Genomic DNA, 25,524 nt, shown 5'->3' with positions numbered 1-25,524 from the left:
CGCGTGCCACTCACCGCCACGGCGGCGGCGAAACCGCCCGTGTCCGGCCGTACGCCGGACACGGGCGGCCGACGGCTGCCGCGCACCCTGCACCCCGTCGCCTGGTGGATCTGGGCCCTGGCCCTCGCCACCGCCGTCAGCCGCACCAACAACCCGCTCCTGCTGTTCCTGGTCCTCGCGGTCCTCGGCTACGTCATCACCGTGCGCCGCACGGAAGCCCCCTGGGCCCGCGGCTTCAAGTACTACCTCTACCTCGCGCTCAGCGTCGTCGCGATCCGCGTGACCTTCCGCGCGGTCTTCGCCACCGGCATCACCCCCCGCGACCACTTCCTCTTCGCCCTCCCCCACATCCCGACCCCCGACTGGTACGCGGGCATCCAACTCGGCGGCCCCGTCTCCCTGGAGGCACTGCTGTCCGCCGCCACGGACGGACTGCGGCTCGCCTGCATGCTCTGCTGCATCGGCGCCGCCAACACCCTCGCCAACCCCAAACGGGCCCTGCGCGTCCTGCCCGGCGCCCTGTACGAACTGGGCGTCGCCGTCACCGTGTCCATCAGCGTCGCGCCCCAGCTCGTCCAGAGCGTGCAGCGCGTGCACCGCGCCAAACGGCTGCGCGCCGGGCGCTCCAAGGGGCTCCGCGCCCTTCGCGGGATCGTGGTCCCCGTCCTGGAGGACGCCCTGGAGCGCTCGCTGCGGCTGGCCGCCGCCATGGACTCCCGCGGCTACGGGCGCGCGGGCACCGCCACCCGCCGCTCGCGCCGGGCCACCGGCGCCCTCATGCTGCTCGGCATGTGCGGACTGTGCGCCGGGGCCTACGGACTCCTCGACGCCACCGCACCGAAGCTGCTCGGCCTGCCCGCCATGGGCGCCGGCGCCCTCCTGTGCTTCGCGGGGCTGCGCCTCGGCGGCCGTCGCATCACGCGCACCACGTACCGGCCCGACCCGTGGCGTCTCGCCGAGTGGGCCGTCGCCGGCTGCGGGGTGCTCTCCGCCGTGCTCCTCTTCGCCGACGTCGGCTTCAACGCCGCCGAGCTCAATCCGTCCATCTATCCGCTGAGCTGGCCCACCCTGCCGCTCGTGCCGGCCGCCGCGATCCTGCTCGCAGGGACCGCCGGCTTCCTGGCCCCGCCCCCTGCCCCGCCCGCCCGTCCGGCCGTCCCCGCACAGCGCACCGAGGAACCCACGTGATCACTTTCGACCAGGTCACCGTCCGGTACGAGGACACGGCCGAGCCCGTACTGCGCGACGTGAACCTCACCGTCGAGGAGGGGGAGCTCTGCCTGGTCGTCGGCCACACCGGCGTCGGCAAGTCCACGCTCCTCGGCGCCGTCAACGGCCTCGTACCGCACTTCACCGGCGGCACCCTCTACGGACGCGTCACCGTGGACGGCCGCGACACCGCCGACCACCCGCCCCGCGAGCTCGCCGATGTGGTCGGCGTGGTCGGCCAGGACCCGCTGGACGGTTTCGTCACCGACACCGTCGAGGAGGAACTCGCCTACGCGATGGAGCAGTTGGCCGTCGCGCCGGCCACCATGCGCAAGCGCGTCGAGGAGACCCTCGACCTGCTGGGCCTCGCCGACCTGCGCCACCGGTCCCTGCACGAGCTGTCCGGCGGGCAGCAGCAGCGCGTGGCCATCGGGTCGGTCCTCACCGCCCATCCCCGGGTGCTGGTCCTCGACGAGCCCACCTCCGCCCTGGACCCGACGGCCGCGGAGGAGGTCCTGGCCGCCGTCACCCGCCTCGTCCACGACCTCGGCGTCACCGTCCTGCTCGCCGAACACCGCCTGGAGCGCGTCGTCCAGTACGCCGACCGCGTCATCCACCTCCCGGGCAACGGCCTCGTCACGGCGGGCACACCTGCCGAGGTCTTCCGTACCTCGTCCATCGCACCGCCGATCGTGGAACTGGGCCGGGCCGCCGGCTGGGCCCCGCTGCCCCTGTCGATCCGCGACGCCCGGCGGGCCGCGACCCCCCTGCGGGCCCGACTGTCGGGCACCGTTCCCCCGCCGGTACGGCCGGCCCCGGCACCGGACCGCCCGGAGCTCCTCACCGCGCGCGGCGTCACCGTCGCCTACCACGGCGTACCGGCCGTCCGCGAGGTCGACCTGACCCTGCACGGCGGCGAGATCACCGCGCTCATGGGCCGCAACGGCTCCGGGAAGTCCTCCCTCCTCTGGGCGCTCCAGGGATCGGGCCCCCGAAAGGCCGGCTCCGTGGCCGTGGGGGGTCCCGGGGGCGCCAAGCGGCAGGATCCCCAGAGGCTCTCCGCGGCGCAGGCCCGGCAGCTGGTCGGCCTGGTCCCGCAGACCCCCACCGACCTCCTCTACCTGGAGAGCGTGAAGCAGGAGCTGGACCAGGCCGACGCCGAGTCCGGCGTCGCGGCCGACGGGGTACGGGCCCGCACGATCCTGGACCGGCTGGCCCCCGGCATCCCCGGCGCCACCCACCCCCGTGACCTGTCCGAGGGGCAGAAGCTGGCCCTGGTCCTGGCCATCCAGCTGGCCGCCGCCCCCCGGGTGCTGCTGCTGGACGAGCCCACGCGGGGGCTGGACTACCGCGCCAAGAGCGAACTGATCCGCATCGTGGACGATCTGGCCGCCGAGGGCCGGGCCGTCGTGATCTCCACCCACGACGTGGAGTTCGTCGCCCGGGCCGCCGACCGCGTCGTGGTCATGGCGGAGGGGGATGTCGTCGCCGACGGGCCCACCACGGAGGTCATCGTCGCCTCCCCCGTCTTCGCCCCGCAGGTCGCCAAGATCCTCGCCCCGCTCCCCTACCTGACGGTCGCCCAGGCGGCCTCCGCCCTCACCGCCCCCACCGCCTTCACCGCCTTCACCGCCGACGAGACGGATCCGGACTCATGACCGCACGCGTCGCCGCCATCCGGATCAACACGCGGGCCGCGGTCGTCATCGCCATGGCGGCCTTCCTCGGAATCGTCGCCTTCTTCTGGCCCTTCCTGGTCGCCCCGGGGAAGTTCGGCTCCAACTACGCCCCGCCGCTGATCTTCGGGGTCCTTCTCGTCATCGTGCTCTGCGTCGTCATCTCCGAGATCGCCGAGGGCGGCATCAACTCCAAGGCCCTCGCCATGCTCGGCGTGCTGTCCGCCGTCAACGCCGCCATCCGGCCCCTGGGCGCGGGCACCGCCGGCATCGAGACCGTCTTCTTCATCCTCGTCCTCGCCGGACGCGTCTACGGCCCCGGTTTCGGCTTCACCCTGGGCTGCACCTCGCTCTTCGCCTCCGCCCTCATCACGGGCGGGGTCGGGCCCTGGATGCCGTACCAGATGTTCGGCTGCGCCTTCGTCGGGATGCTCGCAGGCTTTCTCCCGAAGGCCACCGGGCGCAAGGAGGTCGCGATGCTCGCGGCCTACGGATCGCTCTCGGGCTACCTCTTCGGCTTCCTCCTCAACCTCTCCTTCTGGCCCTTCTCCCTCGACCCCAACAGCTCCGTCGCCTACCTCCCCGGCCTCCCCTTCACCGAGCAGTTCCACCGCTACCTCGCCTTCGACCTGGCCACCTCCCTGGGCTGGGACACCGGCCGGGCCGTCACCAACTTCGCCTGCGTCTGCCTGGCCGGCCCCGCCGTCCTCACGGTCTTCCGGCGCGCCGCCCGCAAGGCCCGCTTCCAGTCCCCGATCCGTTTCGCACCCCCCGCTTGACGGCCCGCACCCCGGCGCCCCGTCAGAGGTGGTGGAGGACGGCGGAAGTGAACTCGGCGGTCGAGGCGCGGCCGCCGAGGTCGCGCGTACGCACCGGGGTGGTGGCCAGGACGCGGGCGATGGCGTCCGTGATGTCGGCCGCGGCCGCGGGGTGGCCGAGGTGGTCGAGCATCATGGCGGCGGACCAGATCGCGCCGATCGGATTGGCGACGCCCAGCCCGGCGATGTCGGGGGCCGATCCGTGGACCGGTTCGAACATGGACGGGTACTCGCCCTCCGGGTTGAGGTTGGCGGACGGAGCGATGCCGATGCCGCCGGCCACCGCCGCCGCCAGGTCGCTGAGGATGTCCCCGAAGAGGTTGGACGCGACGACCACGTCGAATCGGGCGGGGTCGAGGACGAACTTGGCGGCCAGCGCGTCGATGTGCTCCTGGTTCCATTCGACGGCGGGGTGACCGGCGGAGCGCTCGGCCACCAGCTCGTCCCAGAACGGCATGGTGTGCACGATGCCGTTCGACTTCGTCGCCGAGGTGAGGGTACCGCCGCGCCGTTCGGCGAGGCCGAAGGCGAAGTCGAGGACCCGGGTCACTCCGGCCCGCGTGAACACGGCCTGCTGCACGGCCATTTCGTCGGGCCGCCCGCGGTTCATCCGGCCGCCGATCTCGCTGTACTCGCCTTCGGTGTTCTCCCGGACGACCACGAAGTCCACCTCGCCGGGCACGGCCGCCCGCACCGGGCTGGGGAGGCCCTCGAAGACGCGGATCGGGCGGAGGTTGACGTACTGGCCGAAGGCCCGGCGGATCGGGATGAGCAGCCCCCACAGGGAGACGTGGTCGGGCACGCCCGGGTATCCGACGGCGCCGAGCAGGATCGCGTCATGGCGGCGGAGCTGCTCCAGGCCGTCCTCGGGCATCGTCGATCCCAGCCGCAGGTACCGCTCGCAGGACCAGTCGAACTGCTCGTAGGTGAAGGTGATGCCGTGGCGCTTCCCGATCGTGTCGAGCACCTCGCGTGCCGCCGGGAGGACTTCGGTGCCGATGCCGTCACCGGGGATGAGGGCGATGCTGTGGGTGGTCATGCCCCGCATTCCAGCAATCGGGCGCCGTCCGGGTCCAACACGTATACCCGATGCGCCTCATAGGCTGGTCCTATGGGGCGGTGGGGCGGCGATCTCCAGGAAGGCGCGGGCGGCCGGGGTGAGCTGCGCCTTTCGGCTCACCAGGACGTTGTGCTGGAGAGCGGCCGGTTCCAGGTCGAGGACGAGGGCTCCGGCCCGTTCCGACAGGTCGGCCCAGGACCGCGTCACCACCGCCAGTCCGGCGCCTGCGAGCACCAGGGGCAGGAAGGCCATGCGGTGTTCGCTCTCGACCGCGATGCGGACGTCGATGCCCCGGGCTTCCAGGTCGTCGACGTAGGCACGGATCCCGGTCCCCCGCTGTCCGACGATCAGCCGGTGCCCTGCGAGCTGCTCCGCCCGCACGGGCCGCCCGGGCGGGAAGGGGCCGTCCGCCGGGCTGACCAGGACGAGCCTGTCCTCTCCGACGTGGTGCTGGACGACGTCCCGGCCCGGCAGCGGTGACGAGGTGGTCAGCAGGCCGAGTTCGCAGCCTCCCGTGCGCACCCTCTCGACGACGTCCTCGCGGGTGAGGGCCACGCGCAGGCTGAGCGACACCGCCGGATAGCGCTCGGTGAAGCTCCGGAGCATGGTGCTGAGGGGTTCGATCGTGGGTGAGGCCATCGCGACGATCTCCAGTCGACCACCGCGCAGTTCGCGGACGGCGCCGACGCCGGCCCGGGCCAGCTCCAGCGCGTGCAGGGCTTCCCGCGCCCGCGGGACCAGCGCGCTGCCGGCCTCGGTCAGGGTCACCCTCCGGCCCGTCCGGTGGAACAGCCCGCTTCCCAGGTCGCGTTCCAGGGCCTGGACGGCCTGCGAAAGGGACGGCTGTGACACGTAGAGCGCCGCGGCCGCGCGGTTGAAGCCGCCGTGGTCGACGATGGCGAGGAAGTAGGTCAGCTGCCGGAAGTCCACGGTTCAGCGCTGGCCGTCCGCGACGAACCGTACGGTCCCGTCACCGCCCGGGGTGTGCCGGGGGGCGGCTTGCAGGCTCACGCCCTCGCACACCTGGTTGCTGAAGCCGGGAGCGGGCCACGCGTACCTCTTCAGGAGTGCGGTGTCGTCCGTCCGCAGGGCCTCCGTGGGGAGGGCCGGCACCTGCGCCTCCAGCGCCTTGTGAATCGTCGTCGTACCGATGCGCCACGTCGTCATCCGAGCCTCCAACTCAACCAGGGATCGAATAATATTGACGTCCGCCATAAATACGCAATAACTTGAGGTGCCCAAGGCTCTCGATCCCGGTCTGGAAGGACGCACTGGATGGGTTTCGCCCAGGACCGCACCGCGCCCGTCGTGAACACACGCTCGGGCCCGATCCGCGGCGTCATCGAAGGTGACCTGGCCGTGTTCAAGGGCGTGCCGTACGCGGCGCCGCCCGTCGGGCCCCTGCGGTGGCGCCCCGCGCAGCCGCATCGGGGATGGAGCGGCACCCTCGACGCGACCGCGTACGGCCCCAGCGCCCCGCAGGCCGTCCGCGAGGACGACCCGATACTCGGCGGCCACGGCCTCCCGCCCTTCGACGAGGACTGCCTGACGCTCAACGTCTGGACTCCCGCCACCGACGACGCACGCCGTCCCGTCCTGGTCTGGATCCACGGCGGCGCCTTCATCTCCGGGTCCGGGGCGATGCCGAACTACTCCGGCGAAACGTTCGCGCGCAACGGCGACCTGGTGGTGGTGAACCTCAACTACCGGCTCGGACCGCTCGGCCTGCTGTCCTTCGCGTCGGACGACGGCGCCGGCCGCGGCAACCTCTGGCTCACGGACCAGCTCGCCGCGCTGCGCTGGGTCCAGGACAACATCGCCGCCTTCGGCGGGGATCCCGGCAACGTCACCGTCGCCGGCCAGTCCGCCGGCGCCCTTTCCACCGCGGCACTCGCGGGCCACGGAGCTGACGGCCCCCTCTTCCGGCGGGCCGTCCTGCAGAGCCTCCCGCTCGCCATGCCGCTCGCCACGCCCGCCGAGTCCCGCGCGCGCACCGCCGCCTATCTGGAGATCGTCGGCGCGAAGGACGAGGACGAACTGCGCAGGGTGCCGTGGCCGCGTCTGGTCGAGGCCACCGCCGGGCTCCTCGCGGCCACCACGCAATGGGGACACTGGACGGCACCGTTCATGCCGGTGCTCGACGCCGGGACGGCGGCGCGGCAGCCCGCCCTGAACCTGCTCGACGGCCCCGGCGCGGACATCGACGTCCTGATCGGCTGGACCGGGGAGGAGTCCGCCTTCGCCTTCGCACTGGGCGGGGCGTACGCGTCGGCGACCGGGGAACAGGTGCTCCGGCGGGCACGGGACAGCTTCGGTGACGGCGCGGCGGCAGCGTACGCGGCGTACGAGGCCGCCCGCCCGGACGCACGGCCGATCGACGTTCTCATCGACCTGACCACCGACGAGCTGTTCAGGAAGCCGACCCTGGAGTTCGCGGAAGCCCGGGCGGCCCGGGACCGCCCGGTCTGGGCGTACGAGTTCGCCTACCGCACCCCCGCGCACGACGGCCGCCTGGGCGCCCCGCACTGCCTGGACCTGCCGTTCGTCTTCGACAACTTCGACAAGTGGTCGCACGCGCCGTTCCTGGCGGGGATGGACACCGGGAGCAGGGACGGCCTCGCCAGGACCGTGCACCGGGCCTGGATCTCGTTCGTACGCACCGGCGACCCCAACCATCCGGCCATGCCGCGCTGGGACCGGTACGACCGGCTCTCCCGCACCGTCATGCGTTTCGACGCCTAGGCGGCGCCGGCCGGGGGCGTGCCGATGGGCTGCTCCGTCCAGATGGTCTTGCCGGTACTGGTGAACCGGCAGCCCCAGCGGTCGGTGAGCTGGGCGACGAGGAACAGCCCGCGCCCGCCCTCGTCCGTCTCACGGGCACGGCGCAGGCGTGGCTGAGTGCCGCTGCGGTCGGACACCTCGCAGACGAGCACCCGGTCGCGGATCAGCCGGAGCCCGACCGGTCCCCCCGCGTAGCGGATGGCGTTCGTGACGAGCTCGCTGGCGACGAGCTCCGTCACGAAGCCCAGTTCGTCCAGCTGCCATTCGGACAGCCGGCCCACCACCAGCTCCCGGGCGTGCGCGACCAGGGACAGGTCGGCTTCGAGCTCCCACTCGGCGACCTGATCGCACGGCAGGGCGTGGGTGCGGGCGAGCAGCAACGCCACGTCGTCGGTGGGCTCCTGAGGCAGCACGCTGTCGAAGACACCCTGGCTGATCTCGCCCAGGGTCCGGCTCGGGTCCGCACCGGAGAGCGCGCCCCTCAGTCTTTCCATGCCTTCCCCGATGTCGCCGCCGCGGCTCTCGACGAGTCCGTCCGTGAAGAAGGCCAGCATGCTGTCGGGCCGTACGGCGAACTCCGTCACCTCGAAGGGCATGCCGCCGACTCCCAGGGGCGGTCCGGGCGTCATGCCCACGAAGACCGGCTCCTCGCCGGGCGCCAGCACGGCCGGCGGCGGATGGCCGGCCGTGGCGGCGGCGCATTTCCGCGTCACCGGGTCGTAGACGGCGTACAGGCACGTCGCTCCGAGCACCGCCGTCTCGGAGCGCGAGGCGCCGGCCGTCTCCTCGCCGCCCATCTCCTCGCCGGAGAGGTCGAGCACCAGGTCGTCCAGGTGGGTGAGGAGCTCACCCGGATCCAGATCGAGGTCGGCGAGGGTCTGCACCGCGGTCCGCAGCCGCGCCATGGCCGCGGTGGCGTCGAGGCCGTGGCCGACGACGTCCCCGACGACGAACGCGACCCGCAACGACGGCAGGGGGATCACGTCGAACCAGTCCCCGCCGACTCCCACGCCCCCGCCCGCCGGCTGGTAGACGCCGACCGTCTCGGCGGCGGCGCAGTCCAGGGCCGAGCGGGGCAGCAGGCTTCGCTGCAGGGCCACCGCCGACCGGTGTTCCTTGGTGTAGCGGCGCGCGTTGTCCACGCCGAGTGCGGCCCTGGAGACGACGTCCTGGAGCAGGGCGGCGTCCTCCTCGCCGAACGCGGAGGGCAGCTGACTGCGCCAGACCGTGACGCAGCCCAGGATCAGACCTCGTGCGTAGAGCGGCACCGCCACGGAGGAGTGGGCCCCGCTCGGGATGAACAGCGGCAGGCTCCGCGGATCCACGCCGAGCTCCGCGTGCAGGACGGCGATGTCCGCCACCAGCACGGGCAGCCCCTTCATGAGGGGGCGCATCAGCGCATTGTCCGTGACGGGAGGGAGCGCCTCGCCCACCGCCAGGAGGTCCTCGGCCGATATCTCCGGGCTCTGCGCGGCAGCGGTCCGGCGCAGTCGGACGTCGCCGCTGGTGTCGAGGTGCGGGGGCTCGTCGCCCGCCAGCACCTGCTCGGCGATGTCCACGGTCGCCAGGTCGGCGAAGTCGGGGACGAGCAGATCCACGAGGGTCTCGGCCATCTCGGTCACGTCCAGGGAGGCGCCGATGCCCGCGGCGGCGGCCCGCGACAGCCCCCTGCGCCGTCGCTCCGCGTCCCGCTCGGCCGCCTCCACCGGGGTTTCCGCCGGGGTGACCAGGACGAGCCACTGTGCGCCGGAGCCGGAGCCGCCCGGTGCGCCGGCCGTCAGCCGGACGACGGTGCAGACCAGCGGGGCTTCCTGCCCCGTTCGCCCTTCGTGACGGCCACCCGGAACGGCCACCGGGCGCCCGACCGGTCCCGGATCCGTTCCGGATCGTGGCAGCAGCCCCAGAAGGGGCTCACAGGCCTGGCCCGGCGAGCATTCCAGCAGCGTCGCAGCCCGCGCCGAACGGGCGAGGACCACGCCTGCGCCGTCCAGTACGACCGCTGCCGTTTCGCCGCTGACGGGCACCGAGGACGGCCTCGGGCCACGACGCTCCGGTTCACGCATGTCGCCTCCACGCACCGTGACCTTCAGTATCTTCCCCGGGGGGAGACCCTGCGACCCGCGGCCCCGGAGCGTCAGATGTACATGTTCTTCTCGTCGTACGAGGGTCCGTAGTAGCGCTCCAGCTGTTCCAGGGACTCGTGCGTGCGCTCCAGGCTCTTGGAGATCCTCGCCCTGGAGGGGGCGGCCTCGGGGTTCCAGGTCGCCGGCTTCCACAGGGCGGAGCGCACGAAGGCCCGGGAGCAGTGGAAGTAGACCTGTTCGACCTCCACGAGGAGGGCGAGCGTGGGCCGGTGCCCCTTGACGGTCAGGTCGTCGAAGAAGGGTGCCTCGCGGAGCAGCCGGGCCCGGCCGTTGACGCGCAGGGAGTCGCCGCGGCCCGGGATCAGGAAGAGCAGACCGACGTGCGGGTTGCCGATGACGTTGTGGTAGCTGTCCGCACGGCGGTTGCCGGGGCGGTCCGGGATCACGAGCGTGCTGTCGTCGAGGACCTTGGTGAAGCCCGCCGGGTCGCCCTTGGGCGAGACGTCGCAGGTGCCGTCGGCGGCGGAGGTGGAGATCAGGCAGAGCGGAGAGGCCGCGAGCCACTGCCTGTGGTGGTCGTGGAGGGTCCGCCGTTCCTTGCCGAGGGCCACGGGGGTCGGTTCACCGAGCAGCTCGCGCAGCTCTTCCCCGGTGGTGATCTCCTCGAACGCCCCTGTGTCCACTGCCCGCCCCCGTCTGTCCGTGCGCGACCGGCCGGCCGCCCTGCCGCGACTATGCCACGGGCCTCCGGGCTGCTGAGGCCACCACAGCGTGATGTCGATCATGGTCGTGAGGGTCACGACCGACGGCGTACGGCCATGACCTACGGAGTGCCGGGAAACCGGACCGTGACGAGGAGACCTCCGGCGGAGCGGGGGACGAGGTCGAGGGTCCCCCCGTGGGCACGGACGATGCTGTGCACGATGGCCAGGCCGAGGCCGACACCGGCGTGCTCGTCGGTGCGTACGCGTTCCGTTCCGCGCCGGAAGGGCTCGGTGAGGGTCGGTACCAGTTCCGGCGGTAGCCGGCGGCCCGTGTTCTCGACCCGCAGCACGCTCGTGTCGCCGTACGCCTCGGTGTGGACCGTGACGCTGCCGCCGGCGGGGAGGTTGTGGACGATGGCGTTCTGGACGAGGTTCGTCACCATCCGCAGCAGGAGTTCCGCGGAGCCGCTGGTCCGGGCCACCCCTCCGGTGACCTCGAGCGTGATGCTGCGCCGTTCGGCGAGGGGGAGCAGGGTTTCGGCGGCCTCTTCGGCGATGAGTGAGAGGTCGACGCCCGCGCGGGTGAGGTTTCCGCCGTCGCCGCGGCTGAGCAGCAGGAGTGCCTCGGTGAGGTCGATCGCCCGCGCGTTGACGGAGTGCAGGCGTTCGAGGAGTTCGTCCCGGTCCCGCGTGGGGTCCTTGCGGGCGACGTCGAGGAGGGTCCGCGAGATCGCCAGCGGGGTGCGCAGTTCGTGGGAGGCGTTCGCGGCGAAGCGCTGCTGCCCGGCGACGTGGGACTCGAGCTGCTCGAGCATCGAGTCGAACGCGTCGGAGAGTTCACGGAACTCGTCCTGGCGGCCCTGCATGCCGATCCGGTGGGACAGCGAGCCGCTCCCGGCCGTCCGTGCCGCGTCGGTGATCCGCGCGAGGGGTGCGAGCATCCGGCCGGCCAGCAGCCAGCCGCCCAGCAGGCCGAACACGAGCAGGCATGCGAGTGCCACGGCCGCGGCGGGGGCGAAGGTGCGCACGAGGAGGTAGCGGTTGGGCGAGACCCCGAGGAGGCCCCGGGAGTTGTCGGGTACGTACCGCAGCAGGAACACCCACACCACGGCCATCAGGAGGGTGCCTGCGACGAGGAGGAATCCGGCGTAGCTGAGGGTGAGTTTCAGTCGGACGCTGAGCCCTGGACGTCTACGCACGCGTGCTGCCTGGGCCGGTGATGTCCGTGCGCGTGTCGATCCGGTAGCCGACGCCGGGCACCGTGGCGATGATCCACGGCCGGCCGAGCCGTTTGCGCAGTGCGCAGACGGTGATGCGCACGGCGTTGGTGAGGGGGTCCGCGTTCTCGTCCCAGGCCCGTTCCAGCAGTTCCTCGGCGCTGACGACGCCGCCCTCGGCGGCGACGAGGACTTCCAGTACGGCGAACTGTTTGCGGGTGAGCGCGACGTGGCTTCCGTCGCGGAAGAGCTCCCGGCGGAAGGGATCGAGCCGCAGGCCCGCGATCTCGCGGACCGGGGGACGGGCGTACGCGCGCCTGCGGTCGAGCGCCCTCAGCCGCATGACGAGCTCCCGCAGCTCGAAGGGTTTGGTGAGGTAGTCGTCTGCGCCGAGCTCGAACCCGGAGGCCTTGTCGTCGAGCCGGTCGGCAGCGGTGAGCATGAGGATCGGGATGCCGCTGCCGGAGGCGACGATGTGCCGGGCGACCTCGTCGCCGGAGGGGCCGGGGATGTCGCGGTCGAGGACCGCGAGGTCGTAGGAGTTGACGCCGAGCAGTCCCAGGGCGCTGTCGCCGTCGCCCGCGATGTCGGCGGCGATCGCCTCCAGCCGCAGGCCGTCACGGACCGCCTCGGCCAGGTAGGGCTCGTCCTCCACGATCAGTACGCGCATGCGTGAAGCCTAAGCAGCGGACCATATCGCCGACGTATGCGCGGGCAGGTGCGCACCGGACGGGCGACTCAGCCGGCCGGTGCCGATTCCGCAGCCGTCACCGGCACCGGCTCGGGCGCGGGCGCGGGCGCGGGGTGAGGCTGGTCCGCGTACGGCGCCTCGGCCGTCGCACGCCACCAGCGGCGCGACGCCAGCGCGGCCAGCACGGCGCCGGCCGCGTTGACCAGTACGTCGTCCACGGAGGACACCCGGTCCAGCCGCAGGACGTACTGTGCGGTTTCGACCAGGGCCGAGCAGCCCGCTCCGAGCGCCAGGATCCGCGGCAGGGACGCCAGCGCCGCGAACCGCATCGGGGCGAAGAACCCCAGCGCCGCGAAGACCAGCAGGTTGCCGCCGATCCCGAGCGGCCCCATCGTGACCAGGTCGCGCAGCGGTACCAGGCTCACCCGGCCGGGAACGGTGCCGGCCCCGGCGCCCGGCATCATGGTCATCCACATCCACGGTGCCGTCCCGTGGACCATGCCCACCTCGGCCAGCGAGGTCCGCCACGCCGACGCGTCGCCGGCGGCCCGCCGGCGGCGCGCCAGGGCCCACACCACGAGCAAGCCCAGCGGTACCGCGGCCAAGGTCATGAGCACCACGCCGTTGAACGTGCCGAAGCAGACCTGCCACCGCCCCGCCGCGCACATCGGAGCGGCCATCAGGAGCGGCCGCCGCACGAGGAACACGGCGCCGGCCAGGCCGAGGACCGCCAGGCCGAGGAGCACCGCCCGGCGCGTGCGGCGGGGCGGTGCTGACGGGGATGCGTTGTGGTTCATGCCCTCATGGGAAACCGGGGGATGTTGCGGTGGCGTATGCGACTCAGGACGACATGATGAAGCGCAGGGCGAGGCCCGACGCGGTCATCCAGTGGGTGACGCGGGCGAAGTCGTTGTAGATGAGGGTGTCCACGCCGGGCAGTGCGACGTCGATCGGCGTGCTCGCCTTGCTGCCGGCGTCGCGGCCCTGGAGCGCGACGGTCAAGGTCTTCGCCGGGGCCTCGTCCATCGGTCCGCTGAGGAGCAGCGCGGCGTACGCCTCCTTGCCGGGGGCGATGGCGGCGAAGGGACCGTCGGGGTCGGCGCTGTCCTTGATGTCGGTGACCGCGGCCTTGGCGTCACCGAGCTGTACGTAGGGGTAGCGGTACACGTTGCAGGTCTTGCCGCTGGTGTTGGTGGCGGTGAGCAGGATGTGCCGGACGGGCTTGCCCTTCTCCTCCTGGCTCGTGGCGGTGACCGTGAGGTCGGCCCTGGTGCACGCGGCGGCGGCGGTGCCGCTGGTGCTGCTCGACCCGGGGTTCGGCTTCGTCGTGGGCGTCGCACTGGGCTGGGGCGAGCTCGTGGGGCCGGCCGTGGTCGGCGGCGTGCTCGGGCGGTCCGACGTCCTGGGGGCGCCCTGGCCTTCGGACGCGCTCGGCGAGCATGCGGTGGATACGAGCAGGACGGCGATCGTCGAGGCCCCGAAGAGGGCGGCCTTCCAGTTCCCGCGGCTCCTGCGGACGGCAGCATTCATGGTGTTCCCCCGTTTGTCGGCCGTACGCGGCCGCTGTCGACCTCTCCGGCTCTCCGGCGCTCTGGCTTTCTGGCTCTCCGACACGTGTCTCCCCGCTGATCACGCACCGCATACGGCTGTTACCGAATGCGTACAGGGAGGTCACGCTTCCGGTGGCGATGCCCGCACGGTGAGCCGCCACATGTCCTGATCACGGCCGGGTCCCGCCGGGGCCGTGCCGCCGGAGCGCCGGCCGCGTGATGGCGGGGGGGGTGCCATCACGCGGCTCGGGCCCGCTCGGGATCCCGTGCCTCTCACCGCTGCGGGATCCCGGTATCCACGCTTGTGGCCGGGATCCGGGCGCTCAAACGGGGCAGTGCCCGTATTTCTCGAAGTATTTTTCGGCGTCCGGCATCGGCTGACCCCATCCGGCACCGCATCCGGCGTCCGATGCGGCACCCAATCCGGCACCCAATCCGGCTCACCCCATCCGGCTCAGACGGCCGCTCCGGCGGTGATCTCCGCGCAGCGGGTGGCCACGGCGCCGAGCGTGCCCCGCGTACGCAGCAGCCCGCGCTGGACCCGCGCACCGTTGCCGTGCTCCAGGAGACGGGCGATGCCCTCCCGCACGCGTTCGTCGTCGCCGTGGTCGGCCAGGGCTTCGCGCACGTGGGCGTAGAGCGCCTCGACGGCCTCCGCGGGCGAGGTCTCGCGCATCGTCGCGGGATCGATGAGCGGGCCGTCCAGCCCCGAGCGGCCGGCGCGCCAGGCCGCGAGCCGCAGCAGGCCCGTACCGATCCGGGCCGGCGGCTGTCCGTCCCGCCAGGCGCGGGCGGCGGTCTCGACCAGGCCGCGCACCAGGGCCGCCAGGAGGACCGGGGTCCACGCCTCCAGGCAGACGTCCGCGACCCTGACCTCCACCGTCGGGTAGGCGGCGGACAGCCGGGCGTCGAAGTACACCATCCCCCGGTCGCGCAGGACCCCGGTGTCGAGCATGGCGCGCACGTGCTCGTGGTAACGGTCGGCGGACCCGAAGACGTCCGTGGGCCCGGCCGACGGCAGCCGGTTCCACACCCGGCTGCGGTAACTGCCGTACCCGCTGTCCTCGCCCTGCCAGAACGGCGAGTTCGCGCTCATCGCGGTCAGGACGGGCAGCCAGGGGCGGATCCGGTCCAGGACGGCGACGCCCTCCTCGTCCGACTCCACCGCCACGTGGACGTGGCAGCCGCAGGTCAGCAGCTCCTGCGCGGTCAGGCCGAACTGCTCGCCGACCCACTCGTACCGCATTCCCGTGCTCAACGAGGGCCTGACCGGGAGCGGGGAGGTGCCGAGGGCCGCGACCAGCGCCCCGGCCGAAGCGGCGTGCCGGGCGGCCTCCGCCCGCCAGCGGGTGATCTCCTCCAGCAGCTCGCCCATCTCCGTCACCGGTTTGGTGGCGAACTCCAGCTGTTCCTCCTGCAGTTCCTTCTCGAAGGTGTGCTCCTGCGGTTCGTCACCCTCCGGGCCCTGTCCGGCGGACCGGTCCGCGGCCGCCAGTACGGCCCCCGACAGGGCCAGCGGCTCTCCGCTGCGGGCGTCCACCAGCAACAGCTCTTCTTCCACGCCTACGCTTCGCATGCCGCCACCCATCCCTGTGCCGTTCACATCGCCCCGCACCTGCCCGGCCCCGCCCCGACCATGCGGGCCCCGGCCAGGGCGGTCGGCGGGCAGGGCGGTCGGCGGGCAGACGGCATCCTGCGGGGTTTCGGCGCCGGGTGCGGCGCAGGCGCGCCGGCCCCCGATGGAGATCCGGTCCGATCCCTTTCGGTCCCCGGTGTGCACTTCTTGACGATCACGTGAACGTTGCCGGCCTTCCCGACCCGCGCAGCGCCGATCGGGTTCTCCTTGTCCACACCACCACGGTCTTCCGGAAAGGGAGTTGGAGCATGAGGAAGCGGCACTTGCGGGTCCTGGTCGCGGTCGGGGTCCTCGCGCTGGGATCGGCGGGCACGGGGAGCGCGCACGCGGATCAGGTCACGTCCCGGGGTTGCCCGGCGGCGGAGATCTTCGCCACCGACAACACGGCGATCATCACGGACCCGGCGGACCCCCGGCTGCGGACCCGGCTGAACCGCTTCGACCACGAGGTGCGCGACATCATCCGCGCCCACGGCGCGAAGCCCGGGTCCTCGACCCTGCTGGACGGGGTCTTCTGGTCCGGCGAGCTGAAGCAGACCACCTACGAGCGTTCGCGCGAGTTCGACGTCAACCGGGTCGGCCCCGAGGGCCTGCACCACATCGCCGACGTCATCCGCAAGCAGTACCACCAGGAATCGGTGCTGACGTTCCGCTGCCTGCCGCGGAGTTCGCCGGACACCGACGCCGTGGAGATCCAGGCCCCGGGAGTCAGCCCGACCCGCCTCCACGACGCCCTCCACGCCGACCCGGAGGCCCGTGAACGCCTCGGCGGCGGCTCGGTCACCATCGACGGCCGGCTCATCCTCATCGCCCCGCTCGCCGATCTCCCCCTCGCCCGGGAGCTCACCGAGGACCTGGGTGTCGACTGGGACACCGCCGAAGTGCGCTACGGCGACGAGGAGTTCGTGGACTGAAGCGATCCGGCACCCTTCTATCTATTGCAGATTCATGAATAGAACCTCAGATTCGAAGGTCCAAAGGTCAGTTCGATCTACGATCGGATCATCCCTTCGTTTGGCCTTCCTCTGCACATGGATCACACAATGATTTCTGCACTGCCGCGTCGACGTACCCTGCTCGCCGCATCCACCGCCGCCGTCCTCGCACTCCTCGTGTCCGGCTGCGGTACCGGAGGCGCGGACGCCCACCGCATCCGCGTCGGCGTCTCCGGTGACTCCCCGGAATGGGACGTCCTCGCCAAGGAGGCCAAGAAGGAGGGCCTCACCGTGGAGACGGTCGTGTTTGACGACTACTCGCTGCCCAACAAGGCCCTCAGCGCGGGCGACATCGAGCTCAACGCCTTCCAGCACCTGGTCTTCCTGGCGCAGTCGAACACCGAGAACAAGGCCGACATCGCACCCATCGCCGCGACCACCGTGGTCCCCCTCGGCCTCTATTCCAGCAAGCACAAGCAGCTCGCGGACCTCCCCGACCGGGCCGAGATCGCCCTGCCCAACGACCCCGCCAACCAGGGGCGCGGCCTGCGCGTGCTGGAACAGGCGAAGCTCATCGAACTGCGGAAGGACGCCGGGCTCTTCGCCACCCCGGACGACATCACCGCCAACCCCAAGCACGTCAAACTCACCCCGGTCAACGCCCAGCAGACCCCCCGGACCCTCAAGGACACGGACGCAGCCGTCATCAACGACGGCGTCGCCGAGCTCGCCGGCATCAAGGCCGACACCGCGCTCTTCAAGGACGACCCCGCCGGCCCGCAGTCCGTCCCCTACCTCAACGTCATCGCGGCCCGCGCGGACCAGAAGGACAACGCCGACTACCAGAAGATCGTCAAGCTCTACGCGTCCCAGGTCGTACAGGACGAGGTCCGCCGCACCAGCAACGGCACCGCCCACCACATCGAACTGCCCGCCGCCGAGCTGCAGGCCGAGGTCGCCCGCATCCAGAAGCAGCTGAAGCGATGACCGCCGCCGTGGAACTGCGCGACGTCGGGAAGGAGTTCCCGGGCGGGGCGCGCGCCGTCGACGGCGTCAGCCTCTCCGTCGAGGCGGGCACCGTCTTCGGTGTCGTCGGCCACAGCGGTGCGGGCAAATCCACCCTGCTGCGCCTGGTCAACGGTCTGGAGGAGCCGACCTCGGGCAGCGTCCTGCTGGACGGCCAGGACCTCAGCGCCCTCGGGGAGCGCCGACTGCGCCCCATCCGCCGTGAGATCGGCATGATCTTCCAGCAGTTCAACCTCTTCCGCTCGCGCACCGTCCTGGGCAACGTGACCTACCCACTGCGCCTCGCCGGAATGGACCGCGCGGCAGCCCGGGCCCGGGCCGAGGAGACGCTGGAGTTCGTCGGACTCTCCGGGCACGGCAAGCGCTACCCCGAACAGCTCTCGGGCGGCCAGCGCCAGCGCGTCGGCATCGCCCGCGCCCTCGCCACCCGCCCGAAGGTGCTGCTCTGCGACGAGGCGACCTCCGCCCTCGACCCGCAGACCACCGGCGAGGTGCTGGCGCTGCTGCGCCGCGTCAACCGCGAGCTGGGCGTCACGATCCTCCTCATCACCCACGAGATGGAGGTCGTACGGACCCTGTGCGACCGCGTCGCGGTCATGGAGGACGGCAAGGTGGTCGAGAGCGGCGAGGTGTACGAGGTCTTCGCGCGGCCCCGCCACGCGACCACCGCCGCCTTCGTCCGCTCCGCACAGCACGGCGAACCGGACGCCGCGCTCCTGGAGCACCTGCGCGCCCGGCACCCGGGCCGCCTCCTCACCCTGCCCGTCGCCGACGGCGGCCCCGCACTCGACGGGCTCTCGGAGCTCCTGCGCGTCCACGGCGTCGACTTCACGTTCGTCCACGGAGGCGTAGCCGAGGTGCGCGGCCGCCCCCTGGGCAGCGTGACCCTGGAACTGCGCGGCGAAGCCACCGCGGTCGAGGCCGTCGTCTCCGGGCTCCGGCTCCCCGAGCACGCGCAGGCGGGTGTCCGGTGAAGGCGGACTGGAGCACGTTCTGGCCCAAGGTCCTCGACGCCACCGGCGAGACCGTCTACATGGTGCTGATCACCCTGGCCCTGTCGACCGTCAGCGGGCTGGCGGTGGGACTCACCCTGTACGCCACGCGCAAGGGCGGCGTCCTGCCTAACAGGATCGTCCACACGCTCCTGGGCACGCTCATCAACATCATCCGGCCCGTCCCGTTCATCATCGCGATCGTCGCGCTCGCCCCGGTCACGCGCGGGGTCGTCGGCACGATGATCGGCACGAACGCCGCGATCTTCCCGATGACGGTCGTCGCGACGTTCGGGGTCGCCCGCATCGTGGAGTCCAACCTGCTCTCCGTCGAACCGGGGGTGATCGAGGCGGCACGCTCCATGGGAGCGAGCCCGCTGCGGATCCTGCTCACGGTCCTCGTACCCGAGGCGCTCGGACCCCTGGTACTGGGCCTGACCTTCATGCTCATCGCGCTGATCGACTTCTCGGCGGTGGCCGGAACGGTCGGCGGCGGAGGCGTCGGCAACCTGGCGATGACCTACGGCTACCTGCGCTTCGACACCTCGGTGATGGTGGTCACGGTGCTGGTCCTGATCGTCCTCGTCCAGTCGGCGCAGCTGCTCGGCAACGCGGTCTCCCGCAAGGTGCTCCGCCGCTGATCCCGCAGGGCCGGGGCGGACAGCGCGGTGGCAGGTGCCGGGCCAATCGAATCAAGGAGCGGAAAACCCTGTCTGACTCCGGCTCAGGATGGCAGGCTCTACTCCTCGAAGCGTAGTCCTGGGGGGGATCAGACGTGATGGAGCCGGGTACGGGCATGGGCCTGCGGGGCCGCAGCGGCATCCTGTCGCTGGTCGACTCGTGCCTGAAGGAGGACCCGGCGGCCGAGCGGCCCGTGACCATGCTGCTCGGCCCGGCCGGCAGCGGAGCCAGCGAGGCCCACAGCGCGCTCATGGAGCGCTTCGGACCCGACTACCCCTTCGCCTTCGTCAACTTCGGCGGGGCCCAGTCCCTGCTGCCGCGCTACGCCCTCGGCCTCCTGGCCCGCCAGCTCGAACGCAAACTGCCCCGCTACGGCCGCTCCCGCTTCCCGCTGCTCAGCCTCGGCCTGCTCGCCTCCGACCAGGAACTGCGCATGCGCAGCCTCGTGGAGGGACGGCGCACCGTGCAGCGCCGGCTCGACCGGTTCCAGGAGGAGAACGAGGCCCGCTACGGCGACTACCTGGCCGCCTTCTTCGAAGTGGGCATGGGCGCGGTCGGCATGCCCGAAGGCGCCTCCACCGCCGCGCTCGCCCTCTTCCAGGACGCCCTGCGGCGCGGCCGCCGCACCGGGGCCGGCCTGCTCGGCGGCAGGCTGGGCAGCCGGCTCACGTCCGGGGCGCACTGGTACGGACGCCACCCCATGATCCGCAGCGCGGACCCGATGGAGGCCCTCGTCGAGCTCAACCTCTGGCGCCACGAAGGCGACGAGACCGAGCAGGACCGGCTCGACCTCGTCCTCTTCTCCGCCTTCCTGGAGGACCTCCGGCGCAACACCGCCCGCAACTTCATGCCCCGGTCCTACCTGCTGCTCCTCGACAACTCCCATACGGAGTACGGCCGTCACTTCCTCGATCTGCTGCTGCGTTCCCGGCACGACGAGACGGTCGTGGCCGGCCACGACAGCGATCCGCTGACCGTCGTCGCCAGCTCGAACCGCTGGCTGCCCCGCTGGGGACCGGCCACCGGGGACTCCTGGCCCTGGCAGCTGCGCGGCCCCGACCGGGCCTCCCTGGCCGACTGGAACGCCCACCGGCCGCCCCGCGACAGCGAGGACAGCTGGTGGTACCCGTTACGCCTGCGCGACCTCAACCTGGACGAAGTGCGGATCCGGATCGAGCTCCAGCTCGGCGGGAACAGCGACCTGGCCCCGCTGACCCGCCTCACCCCCTTCGTGCACCGGCTCACCGGAGGGCTGCCGCGCGCCGTCCACCAGGTGCTCGACGTACTGCGCCAGGCCGGGCCGCCCCCGGACTCGGGCCCCCAGCAGGACCACTGGCTGCGCACCCTGCCCGACCGGCCGCTGCGCACCGGGGAGCATTCCGCCACCCTCGCCGACACCGCCCTCGGCCACCTCCTGCGCGACTTCGACGGAACCCAGCGCGCGGCCCTCGCCGAATGCGCCGCCGCCCGGGACTTCTCCGTCGCCACGCGGCTGCTCAGCCCCGACGACTCCCTCTTCGGCGACGTCCGGGCCCGCTGGCTGCTGACCGGGCCCGTCACGGTCGTCCCCGTACTGCATCCGTGGCTGCGCCGGCTGCTCCTGTGGCGGCTGGCCGCGCGTCCCGACGGCTGGGACGCCGCGCACGAACTCCTCGCGGAGTACTACCGCGGGGAGGGCAAGCCGGTGCAGGAGATGTACCACCGGCTCGCCCTCGGACGCACCGAGGAGGTCACCGCCCACCTGACCCGGCGCTTCACCGCCGTGCCGGCCGCGCAGTGGATCTCCGAGTTCGACACGATCACCGCCGCTCCGAACCGCCTCCCCGCCGACAGCGGACCGCTGGAACTGCTCTCCGGGCTGGTCCCGCGCCGGCCCGGGCGCGTGATGGACACCGAGTCCGTGATGCACACCCTGGTGACCACCCGCTGGGTGTGGAGCGATCCGCTCGCGGACCCCGCCATGCGTCTGGGCGACCTGATCGCCGACGGCTACACCCAGCTGTCCCAACTGCGGAGGAACGACATCGTGGCCCTGTTCAACGAGGCCGACCGGTACCGTCATTGGCGCGATCCCCAGACCGCCGGCTGGGAGGGCTGAGCACATGCCCAGACTCGAATGGCCGCTGCACGTCGTACGCCGCGTCGCGCTCGCCACCGCGGCGGCCGTGACCCTGGTCGCGGCGCTCTGGCTGGGCGTGGGCTGGCTGCAGGAACGCCAGGCCAGGTGCGCCGACGGGGTCGTCGAACAGGGTCCGGACGACGAGTGCGTCGGAGTGAGCGACGGCTCCTACGTCTTCGCACCGCACCTCGACGCCGTCAGCAAGAAGATCGAGGAGGAGAACCGCCGGGTCGTCGCCAACGCGGACAAGGAACCGTACGTCAGCGTCGCCTACTTCACCTCGCTCACCTCCACCGCCGAGGACAGCAATTCGGCCGAGGGCGTCCGGCACGAACTCCAGGGTGCCTATCTCGCCCAGTACCGGCACAACCAGGGCGACCTCGCCGCCACTCCCAAGATCCGTCTGCTGATGGCCAATCCGGGCAGCAAGTCCACGCAGTGGAAGCACACCGTCGACGAGCTGATCGCCCGCAAGGACTCACCGGACCGGCTCGTCGCGGTGGCCGGCCTCGGCCCCAGCAACAACGAGAACCTCGCGGCCATAAAGCGCTTCTCCGAGAACGGGATCGCCATGGTCGGCGCCACGCTGACCGCCACGAACATCCAGGGCATCAACGGCTTCGTCCGGATCGCGCCCACCAACGAGGACGAGGCGTACGCGGGCGCCGGTTACCTCAAACGGCGCGGCGTCAGCACCGCCGTCGTCATCCAGGACGTGGCCGGCGGAGACCTCTACGCCTCCACCCTCGGCACCGCCTTCACCAAGGCGTTCCAGGACGGCGACAAGCACCGGCTGGTCGCCGAGCGCATGACCTACGACTCCTCCGTGAGCAGCGCCTGGCAGAACGAACTGCGGTACATGCCAGGGCAGTTGTGTCAGCAGCGTCCCCAACTCGTGTACTTCGCGGGCCGCGGGCTGCACCTCACTCACTTCCTCGACGCGCTCGCCAACCGCAGCTGCACCGACCAGCGGTTCACCGTGTTCACCGGGGACGACACGACCAACCTGAGCGCCGAGCAGCTCGCCCGCGCCGCCGGGACGGGCATCGAGGTGCTCTACACCGGTCTCGCCCACCCCGACATGTACCGGGCGGCGCCGCAGGCGGTGTCCGCGCCCTCCGCGAAGAACTTCCAGCCGGGCGGGCTGCTGGACCAGTGGTTCCCGCACGATCCCCGGGAGGACGGCGGGGCCCTGATGGGCCACGACGCGGTCCTCGCCGCGGCCCACGGCATCCAGATGGCCGCCCGCTGGCAGGGTCAGGTCGTCGGTGACGCGGTGGCCCGGATGTTCCACCAGATGGACGGCACCCAGCAGGTGGCCGGGGCCAGCGGGTTCATCTCCTTCCAGAACAACGGCAATCCGCGCAACAAGGCCGTCCCGATCCTGCGCCTCAATGCCAAGGGTCAGGTGGAGTTCGTGGAGGTGTCCGCCGCGGAGGGCAAACCGCCGCAGGAGCAATGACGCGGCTCAGAAGGCCGAGTTGGCGAACCAGTGGTCGAGCAGGGCCGGGTCGCCGAGCTGCTGGAAGGCGTCGCTTCGGTGGTCCAGGCGGCCGTAGAGGAGCAGCAGCAGGTCGGCGGCCGTTCCCCGGACCGAGGCGTCCGCGGCGTCCGCGGCGTCCGCGGCGCGGAGCCCGGCGGGTTCGGCCGCGAGCGCGAAGCCGTCGGGGCGCAGGCGGACCAGCCAGTCGCCGCCGCCGTCGCCGCCCTCACCCTCGCCGCCCTCAGCCTCGCCGTCCGTGCAGCTGAAGCGAATGGTCCGGTCGGCCGCGCGCAGCTGGGCGGTCAGCGGCGCGAAGGGCGAGGCGAACGGCAGGTTGGTCAGGAACTCGTCGATGCCGTCGACCGCCAGTGCGCGGTCGACGTGCGGTACGAGCCCGAGCGCGAGCTGGGCGTCGACCCGGTGGACGAGGGTCTCGAAGAGCATGCGCCGGACCCAGAACCGGGCGTGCTGGTCGGCGCCCCAGGCCCACATCGGAGCGTCCAGGTCGGTGGCGGCGAACACCTCGGCGGCTTCCCCGGCGCTCATGGCCAGCCAGTCGGGCAGCCCTTCGGGGTGCTCCGGCAGGCGCAGCTCCACCGCCCGGCTGACCGGCGGTTGCTGGATGCTCTGGCGCAGCAGCTCGGTGAACCAGCGGTGCACGCTGCCGACGTGCCGCGTGAGGTCCCCGAGGGTCCAGCCGGGGCAGGTCGGCACCGGGGTGGAGAGGTCGGCCGCCTTGACCGTGGCGACGAATCCGGCGGCCTCGGCCGCGACGGCCGCTCCGTGCTCGGCGGGGTTCATGTCCGACCCTTCCTCTGATGGCTCCGCCCTGGACGGGCGATAACACTTAAGGGCCTGGATAGTTCATGCCTTCAAGTAATCAGACGCTAGTTCGCGGGCGCCGAGGCTGTCAACTCCGGGCTCAGAGCTCGACGAGGGTGACCTCGGTGGCCTTGAGACTGGCCCAGATGCCGGAGCCGTCGGCGAGGGCGAGGTCGGCGGCGGCCTGCGGGGTGATCTCGGCGATCAGGTCGGGGGTCCGCTCGGAGGTGATCAGGATGCGCAGGCGACTGCCGACGACGGTGATCTCGCGCACGGTGCCCCGCCACACGTTGCGGGGACTGCCGGCGGGCCGTTCGCGGTGCAGGGACACCGACTCCGGGGCGATGATCGCGAGTGCCTGGGCGCCTTCGGGGAGCGGGTCGGCGGCCACCAGGATGCCGCCGGTGGCGAGCGTGAGGCCCTCCCGGGTCGCGGTGCAGGGCCAGGCGTTGCGGCCGAGCATCCGGGCCACCCACGGGGATCGGGGGTGGCGGGTCACCTCGGAGGGGGTGGCGTCCTGGAGGGTGCGGCCGTCGGAGAGTACGAGGACCCGGTCGGCCAGCGACACGGCTTCGACGGGGTCGTGGGTGACGATGAGGCAGACCCCGCCGAAGCCGGCCAGGTGGCGGCGCAGGGTGTGCCGTACGTGGGCCCGGGTGGTCTGGTCGAGGGCGGCGAGCGGCTCGTCGAGGAGGAGCAGGCGCGGGCGGGCGGCGAGCGCGCGGGCCAGGGCCACGCGCTGGGCCTGGCCGCCGGAGAGCTCGGCGGGTTTGCGGTGGGCGAGGTGGCCGACGCCGAGCCGGTCGAGCCAGCGGTGGGCCTCGGCACGGGCTTCGGCCTTGGGCATGCGGTGGGCGCGCAGTCCGTAGGCGGTGTTGGCGAGGGCGTTGAGGTGCGGGAAGAGTGCGCCGTCCTGCGGTACCCAGGCGACCTTGCGCTTGTGCGGGGGCAGTGCGGTGACGTCGAGGTCGCCCAGTTTCAGTTCGGCGTGGGCGCGCGGGGTCAGCCCGAGCAGGGCCCGGAGCAGGGTGGTCTTCCCGGCGCCGTTCTCGCCGACGACGGCGATGGTGGTGCCCGGCTCGGCGTCGAGGGTGAGCTCGTTGAAGCCGGTCACCTCGGCGTGCAGGGGCCAGGGCTCGGTTTTGTGGAGCGGGGCCGGGGGTTCGGCGGTGGCCAGGACCACGGCGGTCGGCTCCGGCTTGGAGGAGGCGCGGGGGCGGCCGATCGACCCGGTCCAGCGGCCGCGCAGGCCCACGAGTACGGCCATGGCGATGGCGAGGAGGAGCAGGGAGACCGAGGTGGCCGCTTCGGGCTCGTCCTGGAGGAGCAGGTAGACCTGGAGCGGCAGGGTCTGGGTCTCGCCGGGCAGGTTCCCCGCAAAGGTGATCGTGGCACCGAACTCACCGAGCGCGCGGGCCCACGAGAGGGCGGCTCCGGCGGCCAGCCCGGGGGCGACCATCGGGAGGGTGACGGTGAAGAACACCCGGACCGGGGAAGCACCGAGGGAGGACGCGGTCTCCTCGTAGGAGGGCTTCAGGCCCGCGAGGGTGCCTTCCAGGCTGATCACGAGGAAGGGCATCGCGACGAAGGTCGCGGCGAGCACCGCGCCGGAGGTGTGGAAGGGGAAGACGATCCCGAAGGTGTTCTCCAGCCACGGCCCGAGCAGTCCGCGCCGCCCGAATCCGAGCAGCAGGGCGACACCGCCGACGGTCGGCGGGAGCACCATCGGCAGCAGCACGAGGGACCGTACGAACGTCTTCCCCGGGAACTCCACCCGGGCCAGCAGCCAGGCCAGCGGCACCCCGAGGACCAGGGAGAGGCCGAGCGCGGCGAAGGAGACGAGCAGCGACAGCTCGAGCGCCTCGACCACCGGCGGGCTGGTGAGGTGGCCGGCGAGCTCGCCCCACTCGGTGCGCACCAGGATGCCGATGAGCGGCAGCAGCAGGAACGCGACGGCCAGCACCGCGGGCAGCGCCAGGGCGGGTGAGGGGCGGGTGCCGGATATGCGGCGGCCACGGAGCATGAAGGGCGGTCCTCGGC

At 72.2% G+C, this 25,524-nt stretch carries 22 protein-coding genes; 10 read left to right on the top strand and 12 right to left on the bottom strand.

Annotation, left to right across the window (positions count from 1 at the left end; all coding sequences use genetic code 11):
• The first annotated feature begins 3 nt into the window (after window positions 1-3).
• Genes OG904_RS30935 through OG904_RS30925 form a run of 3 tightly spaced genes read left to right on the top strand, consistent with a single transcriptional unit; the run spans window position 4 to window position 3,664 of the window.
• Window positions 4-1,188 carry an energy-coupling factor transporter transmembrane component T gene (locus OG904_RS30935; protein WP_405496625.1) on the top strand — a complete coding sequence of 395 codons (1,185 nt, stop codon included), beginning with the start codon at window positions 4-6 and terminating at the stop codon, window positions 1,186-1,188.
• Entirely contained in the window at window positions 1,185-2,867 is a 1,683-nt protein-coding gene (locus OG904_RS30930) for an ABC transporter ATP-binding protein (RefSeq protein WP_405496623.1), read from the top strand. Before OG904_RS30935 ends, OG904_RS30930 begins: the two co-directional genes overlap by 4 nt.
• Complete coding sequence (locus OG904_RS30925; RefSeq protein ID WP_405496621.1) at window positions 2,864-3,664, top strand: ECF transporter S component; 801 nt, start codon at window positions 2,864-2,866, stop codon at window positions 3,662-3,664. The genes OG904_RS30930 and OG904_RS30925 overlap by 4 nt, the downstream gene beginning before the upstream one ends.
• A 22-nt stretch (window positions 3,665-3,686) precedes the next feature.
• On the opposite strand, the gene OG904_RS30920 is transcribed toward OG904_RS30925, so the two are convergent.
• Genes OG904_RS30920 through OG904_RS30910 form a run of 3 tightly spaced genes read right to left on the bottom strand, consistent with a single transcriptional unit; the run spans window position 3,687 to window position 5,930 of the window.
• Window positions 3,687-4,742 (bottom strand): tartrate dehydrogenase, encoded by a 1,056-nt coding sequence (locus OG904_RS30920; protein ID WP_405496619.1) that lies wholly within the window; start codon window positions 4,740-4,742, stop codon window positions 3,687-3,689.
• A gap of 57 nt (window positions 4,743-4,799) precedes the next feature.
• Window positions 4,800-5,693 carry a LysR family transcriptional regulator gene (locus tag OG904_RS30915; RefSeq protein ID WP_405496617.1) on the bottom strand — a complete coding sequence of 298 codons (894 nt, stop codon included), beginning with the start codon at window positions 5,691-5,693 and terminating at the stop codon, window positions 4,800-4,802.
• A 3-nt stretch (window positions 5,694-5,696) separates the two neighbouring features.
• Window positions 5,697-5,930, bottom strand: coding sequence for a hypothetical protein (locus tag OG904_RS30910; RefSeq protein WP_405496615.1), 234 nt, complete (start codon window positions 5,928-5,930; stop codon window positions 5,697-5,699).
• A 108-nt stretch (window positions 5,931-6,038) separates the two neighbouring features.
• Here OG904_RS30910 and OG904_RS30905 point away from each other — a divergent pair, with 108 nt between their 5' ends.
• Complete coding sequence (locus tag OG904_RS30905) at window positions 6,039-7,505, top strand: carboxylesterase/lipase family protein (protein ID WP_405496613.1); 1,467 nt, start codon at window positions 6,039-6,041, stop codon at window positions 7,503-7,505.
• Here OG904_RS30905 and OG904_RS30900 read toward each other — a convergent pair.
• From OG904_RS30900 to OG904_RS30870, 7 genes are all read right to left on the bottom strand, one after another.
• Window positions 7,502-9,607 (bottom strand): SpoIIE family protein phosphatase, encoded by a 2,106-nt coding sequence (locus OG904_RS30900; RefSeq protein WP_405496611.1) that lies wholly within the window; start codon window positions 9,605-9,607, stop codon window positions 7,502-7,504. The genes OG904_RS30905 and OG904_RS30900 overlap by 4 nt on opposite strands.
• Window positions 9,608-9,678: 71 nt before the next feature.
• The gene (locus OG904_RS30895; protein WP_405496609.1) at window positions 9,679-10,311 is read right to left on the bottom strand and encodes a pyridoxamine 5'-phosphate oxidase family protein; all 633 of its coding nucleotides are present in this window, start codon (window positions 10,309-10,311) and stop codon (window positions 9,679-9,681) included.
• Window positions 10,312-10,451: 140 nt separating this feature from the next.
• Entirely contained in the window at window positions 10,452-11,531 is a 1,080-nt protein-coding gene (locus OG904_RS30890; RefSeq protein WP_405496607.1) for a sensor histidine kinase, read from the bottom strand.
• A complete protein-coding gene (locus OG904_RS30885; protein ID WP_405496605.1) occupies window positions 11,524-12,219 on the bottom strand; it encodes a response regulator transcription factor in 696 nt (231 codons plus the stop codon). Before OG904_RS30885 ends, OG904_RS30890 begins: the two co-directional genes overlap by 8 nt.
• Window positions 12,220-12,287: 68 nt before the next feature.
• Window positions 12,288-13,037, bottom strand: a complete 750-nt coding sequence (locus tag OG904_RS30880; RefSeq protein ID WP_405496603.1) for a VanZ family protein — start codon at window positions 13,035-13,037, stop codon at window positions 12,288-12,290.
• Window positions 13,038-13,080: 43 nt separating this feature from the next.
• Complete coding sequence (locus OG904_RS30875; RefSeq protein ID WP_405496601.1) at window positions 13,081-13,770, bottom strand: DUF4232 domain-containing protein; 690 nt, start codon at window positions 13,768-13,770, stop codon at window positions 13,081-13,083.
• A gap of 474 nt (window positions 13,771-14,244) precedes the next feature.
• Complete coding sequence (locus tag OG904_RS30870; RefSeq protein WP_405496599.1) at window positions 14,245-15,366, bottom strand: glutamate--cysteine ligase; 1,122 nt, start codon at window positions 15,364-15,366, stop codon at window positions 14,245-14,247.
• Window positions 15,367-15,674: 308 nt separating this feature from the next.
• Here OG904_RS30870 and OG904_RS30865 point away from each other — a divergent pair, with 308 nt between their 5' ends.
• From OG904_RS30865 to OG904_RS30840, 6 genes are all read left to right on the top strand, one after another.
• Window positions 15,675-16,340 carry a hypothetical protein gene (locus OG904_RS30865; protein WP_405496597.1) on the top strand — a complete coding sequence of 222 codons (666 nt, stop codon included), beginning with the start codon at window positions 15,675-15,677 and terminating at the stop codon, window positions 16,338-16,340.
• 129 nt (window positions 16,341-16,469) lie between these two features.
• Window positions 16,470-17,348: a MetQ/NlpA family ABC transporter substrate-binding protein gene (locus tag OG904_RS30860; protein ID WP_405496595.1), complete on the top strand. Its 879-nt coding sequence runs from the start codon at window positions 16,470-16,472 to the stop codon at window positions 17,346-17,348.
• Window positions 17,345-18,361, top strand: coding sequence for a methionine ABC transporter ATP-binding protein (locus OG904_RS30855; protein ID WP_405496593.1), 1,017 nt, complete (start codon window positions 17,345-17,347; stop codon window positions 18,359-18,361). Before OG904_RS30860 ends, OG904_RS30855 begins: the two co-directional genes overlap by 4 nt.
• Complete coding sequence (locus tag OG904_RS30850) at window positions 18,358-19,020, top strand: methionine ABC transporter permease (RefSeq protein ID WP_405496591.1); 663 nt, start codon at window positions 18,358-18,360, stop codon at window positions 19,018-19,020. Before OG904_RS30855 ends, OG904_RS30850 begins: the two co-directional genes overlap by 4 nt.
• Window positions 19,021-19,157: 137 nt before the next feature.
• A complete protein-coding gene (locus tag OG904_RS30845; protein ID WP_405496589.1) occupies window positions 19,158-21,158 on the top strand; it encodes a hypothetical protein in 2,001 nt (666 codons plus the stop codon).
• Window positions 21,159-21,162: 4 nt separating this feature from the next.
• Complete coding sequence (locus OG904_RS30840; protein ID WP_405496587.1) at window positions 21,163-22,641, top strand: branched-chain amino acid ABC transporter substrate-binding protein; 1,479 nt, start codon at window positions 21,163-21,165, stop codon at window positions 22,639-22,641.
• Between the two features lie 6 nt (window positions 22,642-22,647).
• Here OG904_RS30840 and OG904_RS30835 read toward each other — a convergent pair whose 3' ends face one another.
• A complete protein-coding gene (locus OG904_RS30835) occupies window positions 22,648-23,463 on the bottom strand; it encodes a maleylpyruvate isomerase family mycothiol-dependent enzyme (protein ID WP_405496585.1) in 816 nt (271 codons plus the stop codon).
• Window positions 23,464-23,584: 121 nt separating this feature from the next.
• Window positions 23,585-25,507: an ABC transporter permease gene (locus OG904_RS30830; RefSeq protein WP_405496583.1), complete on the bottom strand. Its 1,923-nt coding sequence runs from the start codon at window positions 25,505-25,507 to the stop codon at window positions 23,585-23,587.
• Window positions 25,508-25,524: the final 17 nt, after the last annotated feature.

The sequence above is a fragment of the Streptomyces sp. NBC_00096 genome, assembly GCF_045041305.1.
Taxonomy (GTDB): domain Bacteria; phylum Actinomycetota; class Actinomycetes; order Streptomycetales; family Streptomycetaceae; genus Streptomyces.
The sequence above is the reverse complement of the archived record's forward strand: the minus strand, read 5'-3'. Positions and strand labels throughout refer to the sequence as shown.

Excerpts from the sequence above, each read along its gene's own strand:
- OG904_RS30925 (WP_405496621.1), top strand. The coding sequence starts at position 2,864 with ATGACCGCACGCGTCGCCGCCATCCGGATCAACACGCGGGCCGCGGTC.
- OG904_RS30920 (WP_405496619.1), bottom strand. The coding sequence starts at position 4,742 with ATGACCACCCACAGCATCGCCCTCATCCCCGGTGACGGCATCGGCACC.
- OG904_RS30910 (WP_405496615.1), bottom strand. The coding sequence starts at position 5,930 with ATGACGACGTGGCGCATCGGTACGACGACGATTCACAAGGCGCTGGAG.
- OG904_RS30905 (WP_405496613.1), top strand. The coding sequence starts at position 6,039 with ATGGGTTTCGCCCAGGACCGCACCGCGCCCGTCGTGAACACACGCTCG.
- OG904_RS30900 (WP_405496611.1), bottom strand. The coding sequence starts at position 9,607 with ATGCGTGAACCGGAGCGTCGTGGCCCGAGGCCGTCCTCGGTGCCCGTC.
- OG904_RS30885 (WP_405496605.1), bottom strand. The coding sequence starts at position 12,219 with ATGCGCGTACTGATCGTGGAGGACGAGCCCTACCTGGCCGAGGCGGTC.
- OG904_RS30880 (WP_405496603.1), bottom strand. The coding sequence starts at position 13,037 with ATGAACCACAACGCATCCCCGTCAGCACCGCCCCGCCGCACGCGCCGG.
- OG904_RS30875 (WP_405496601.1), bottom strand. The coding sequence starts at position 13,770 with ATGAATGCTGCCGTCCGCAGGAGCCGCGGGAACTGGAAGGCCGCCCTC.
- OG904_RS30870 (WP_405496599.1), bottom strand. The coding sequence starts at position 15,366 with ATGCGAAGCGTAGGCGTGGAAGAAGAGCTGTTGCTGGTGGACGCCCGC.
- OG904_RS30865 (WP_405496597.1), top strand. The coding sequence starts at position 15,675 with ATGAGGAAGCGGCACTTGCGGGTCCTGGTCGCGGTCGGGGTCCTCGCG.
- OG904_RS30860 (WP_405496595.1), top strand. The coding sequence starts at position 16,470 with ATGATTTCTGCACTGCCGCGTCGACGTACCCTGCTCGCCGCATCCACC.
- OG904_RS30855 (WP_405496593.1), top strand. The coding sequence starts at position 17,345 with ATGACCGCCGCCGTGGAACTGCGCGACGTCGGGAAGGAGTTCCCGGGC.
- OG904_RS30845 (WP_405496589.1), top strand. The coding sequence starts at position 19,158 with ATGGAGCCGGGTACGGGCATGGGCCTGCGGGGCCGCAGCGGCATCCTG.
- OG904_RS30840 (WP_405496587.1), top strand. The coding sequence starts at position 21,163 with ATGCCCAGACTCGAATGGCCGCTGCACGTCGTACGCCGCGTCGCGCTC.
- OG904_RS30835 (WP_405496585.1), bottom strand. The coding sequence starts at position 23,463 with ATGAACCCCGCCGAGCACGGAGCGGCCGTCGCGGCCGAGGCCGCCGGA.
- OG904_RS30830 (WP_405496583.1), bottom strand. The coding sequence starts at position 25,507 with ATGCTCCGTGGCCGCCGCATATCCGGCACCCGCCCCTCACCCGCCCTG.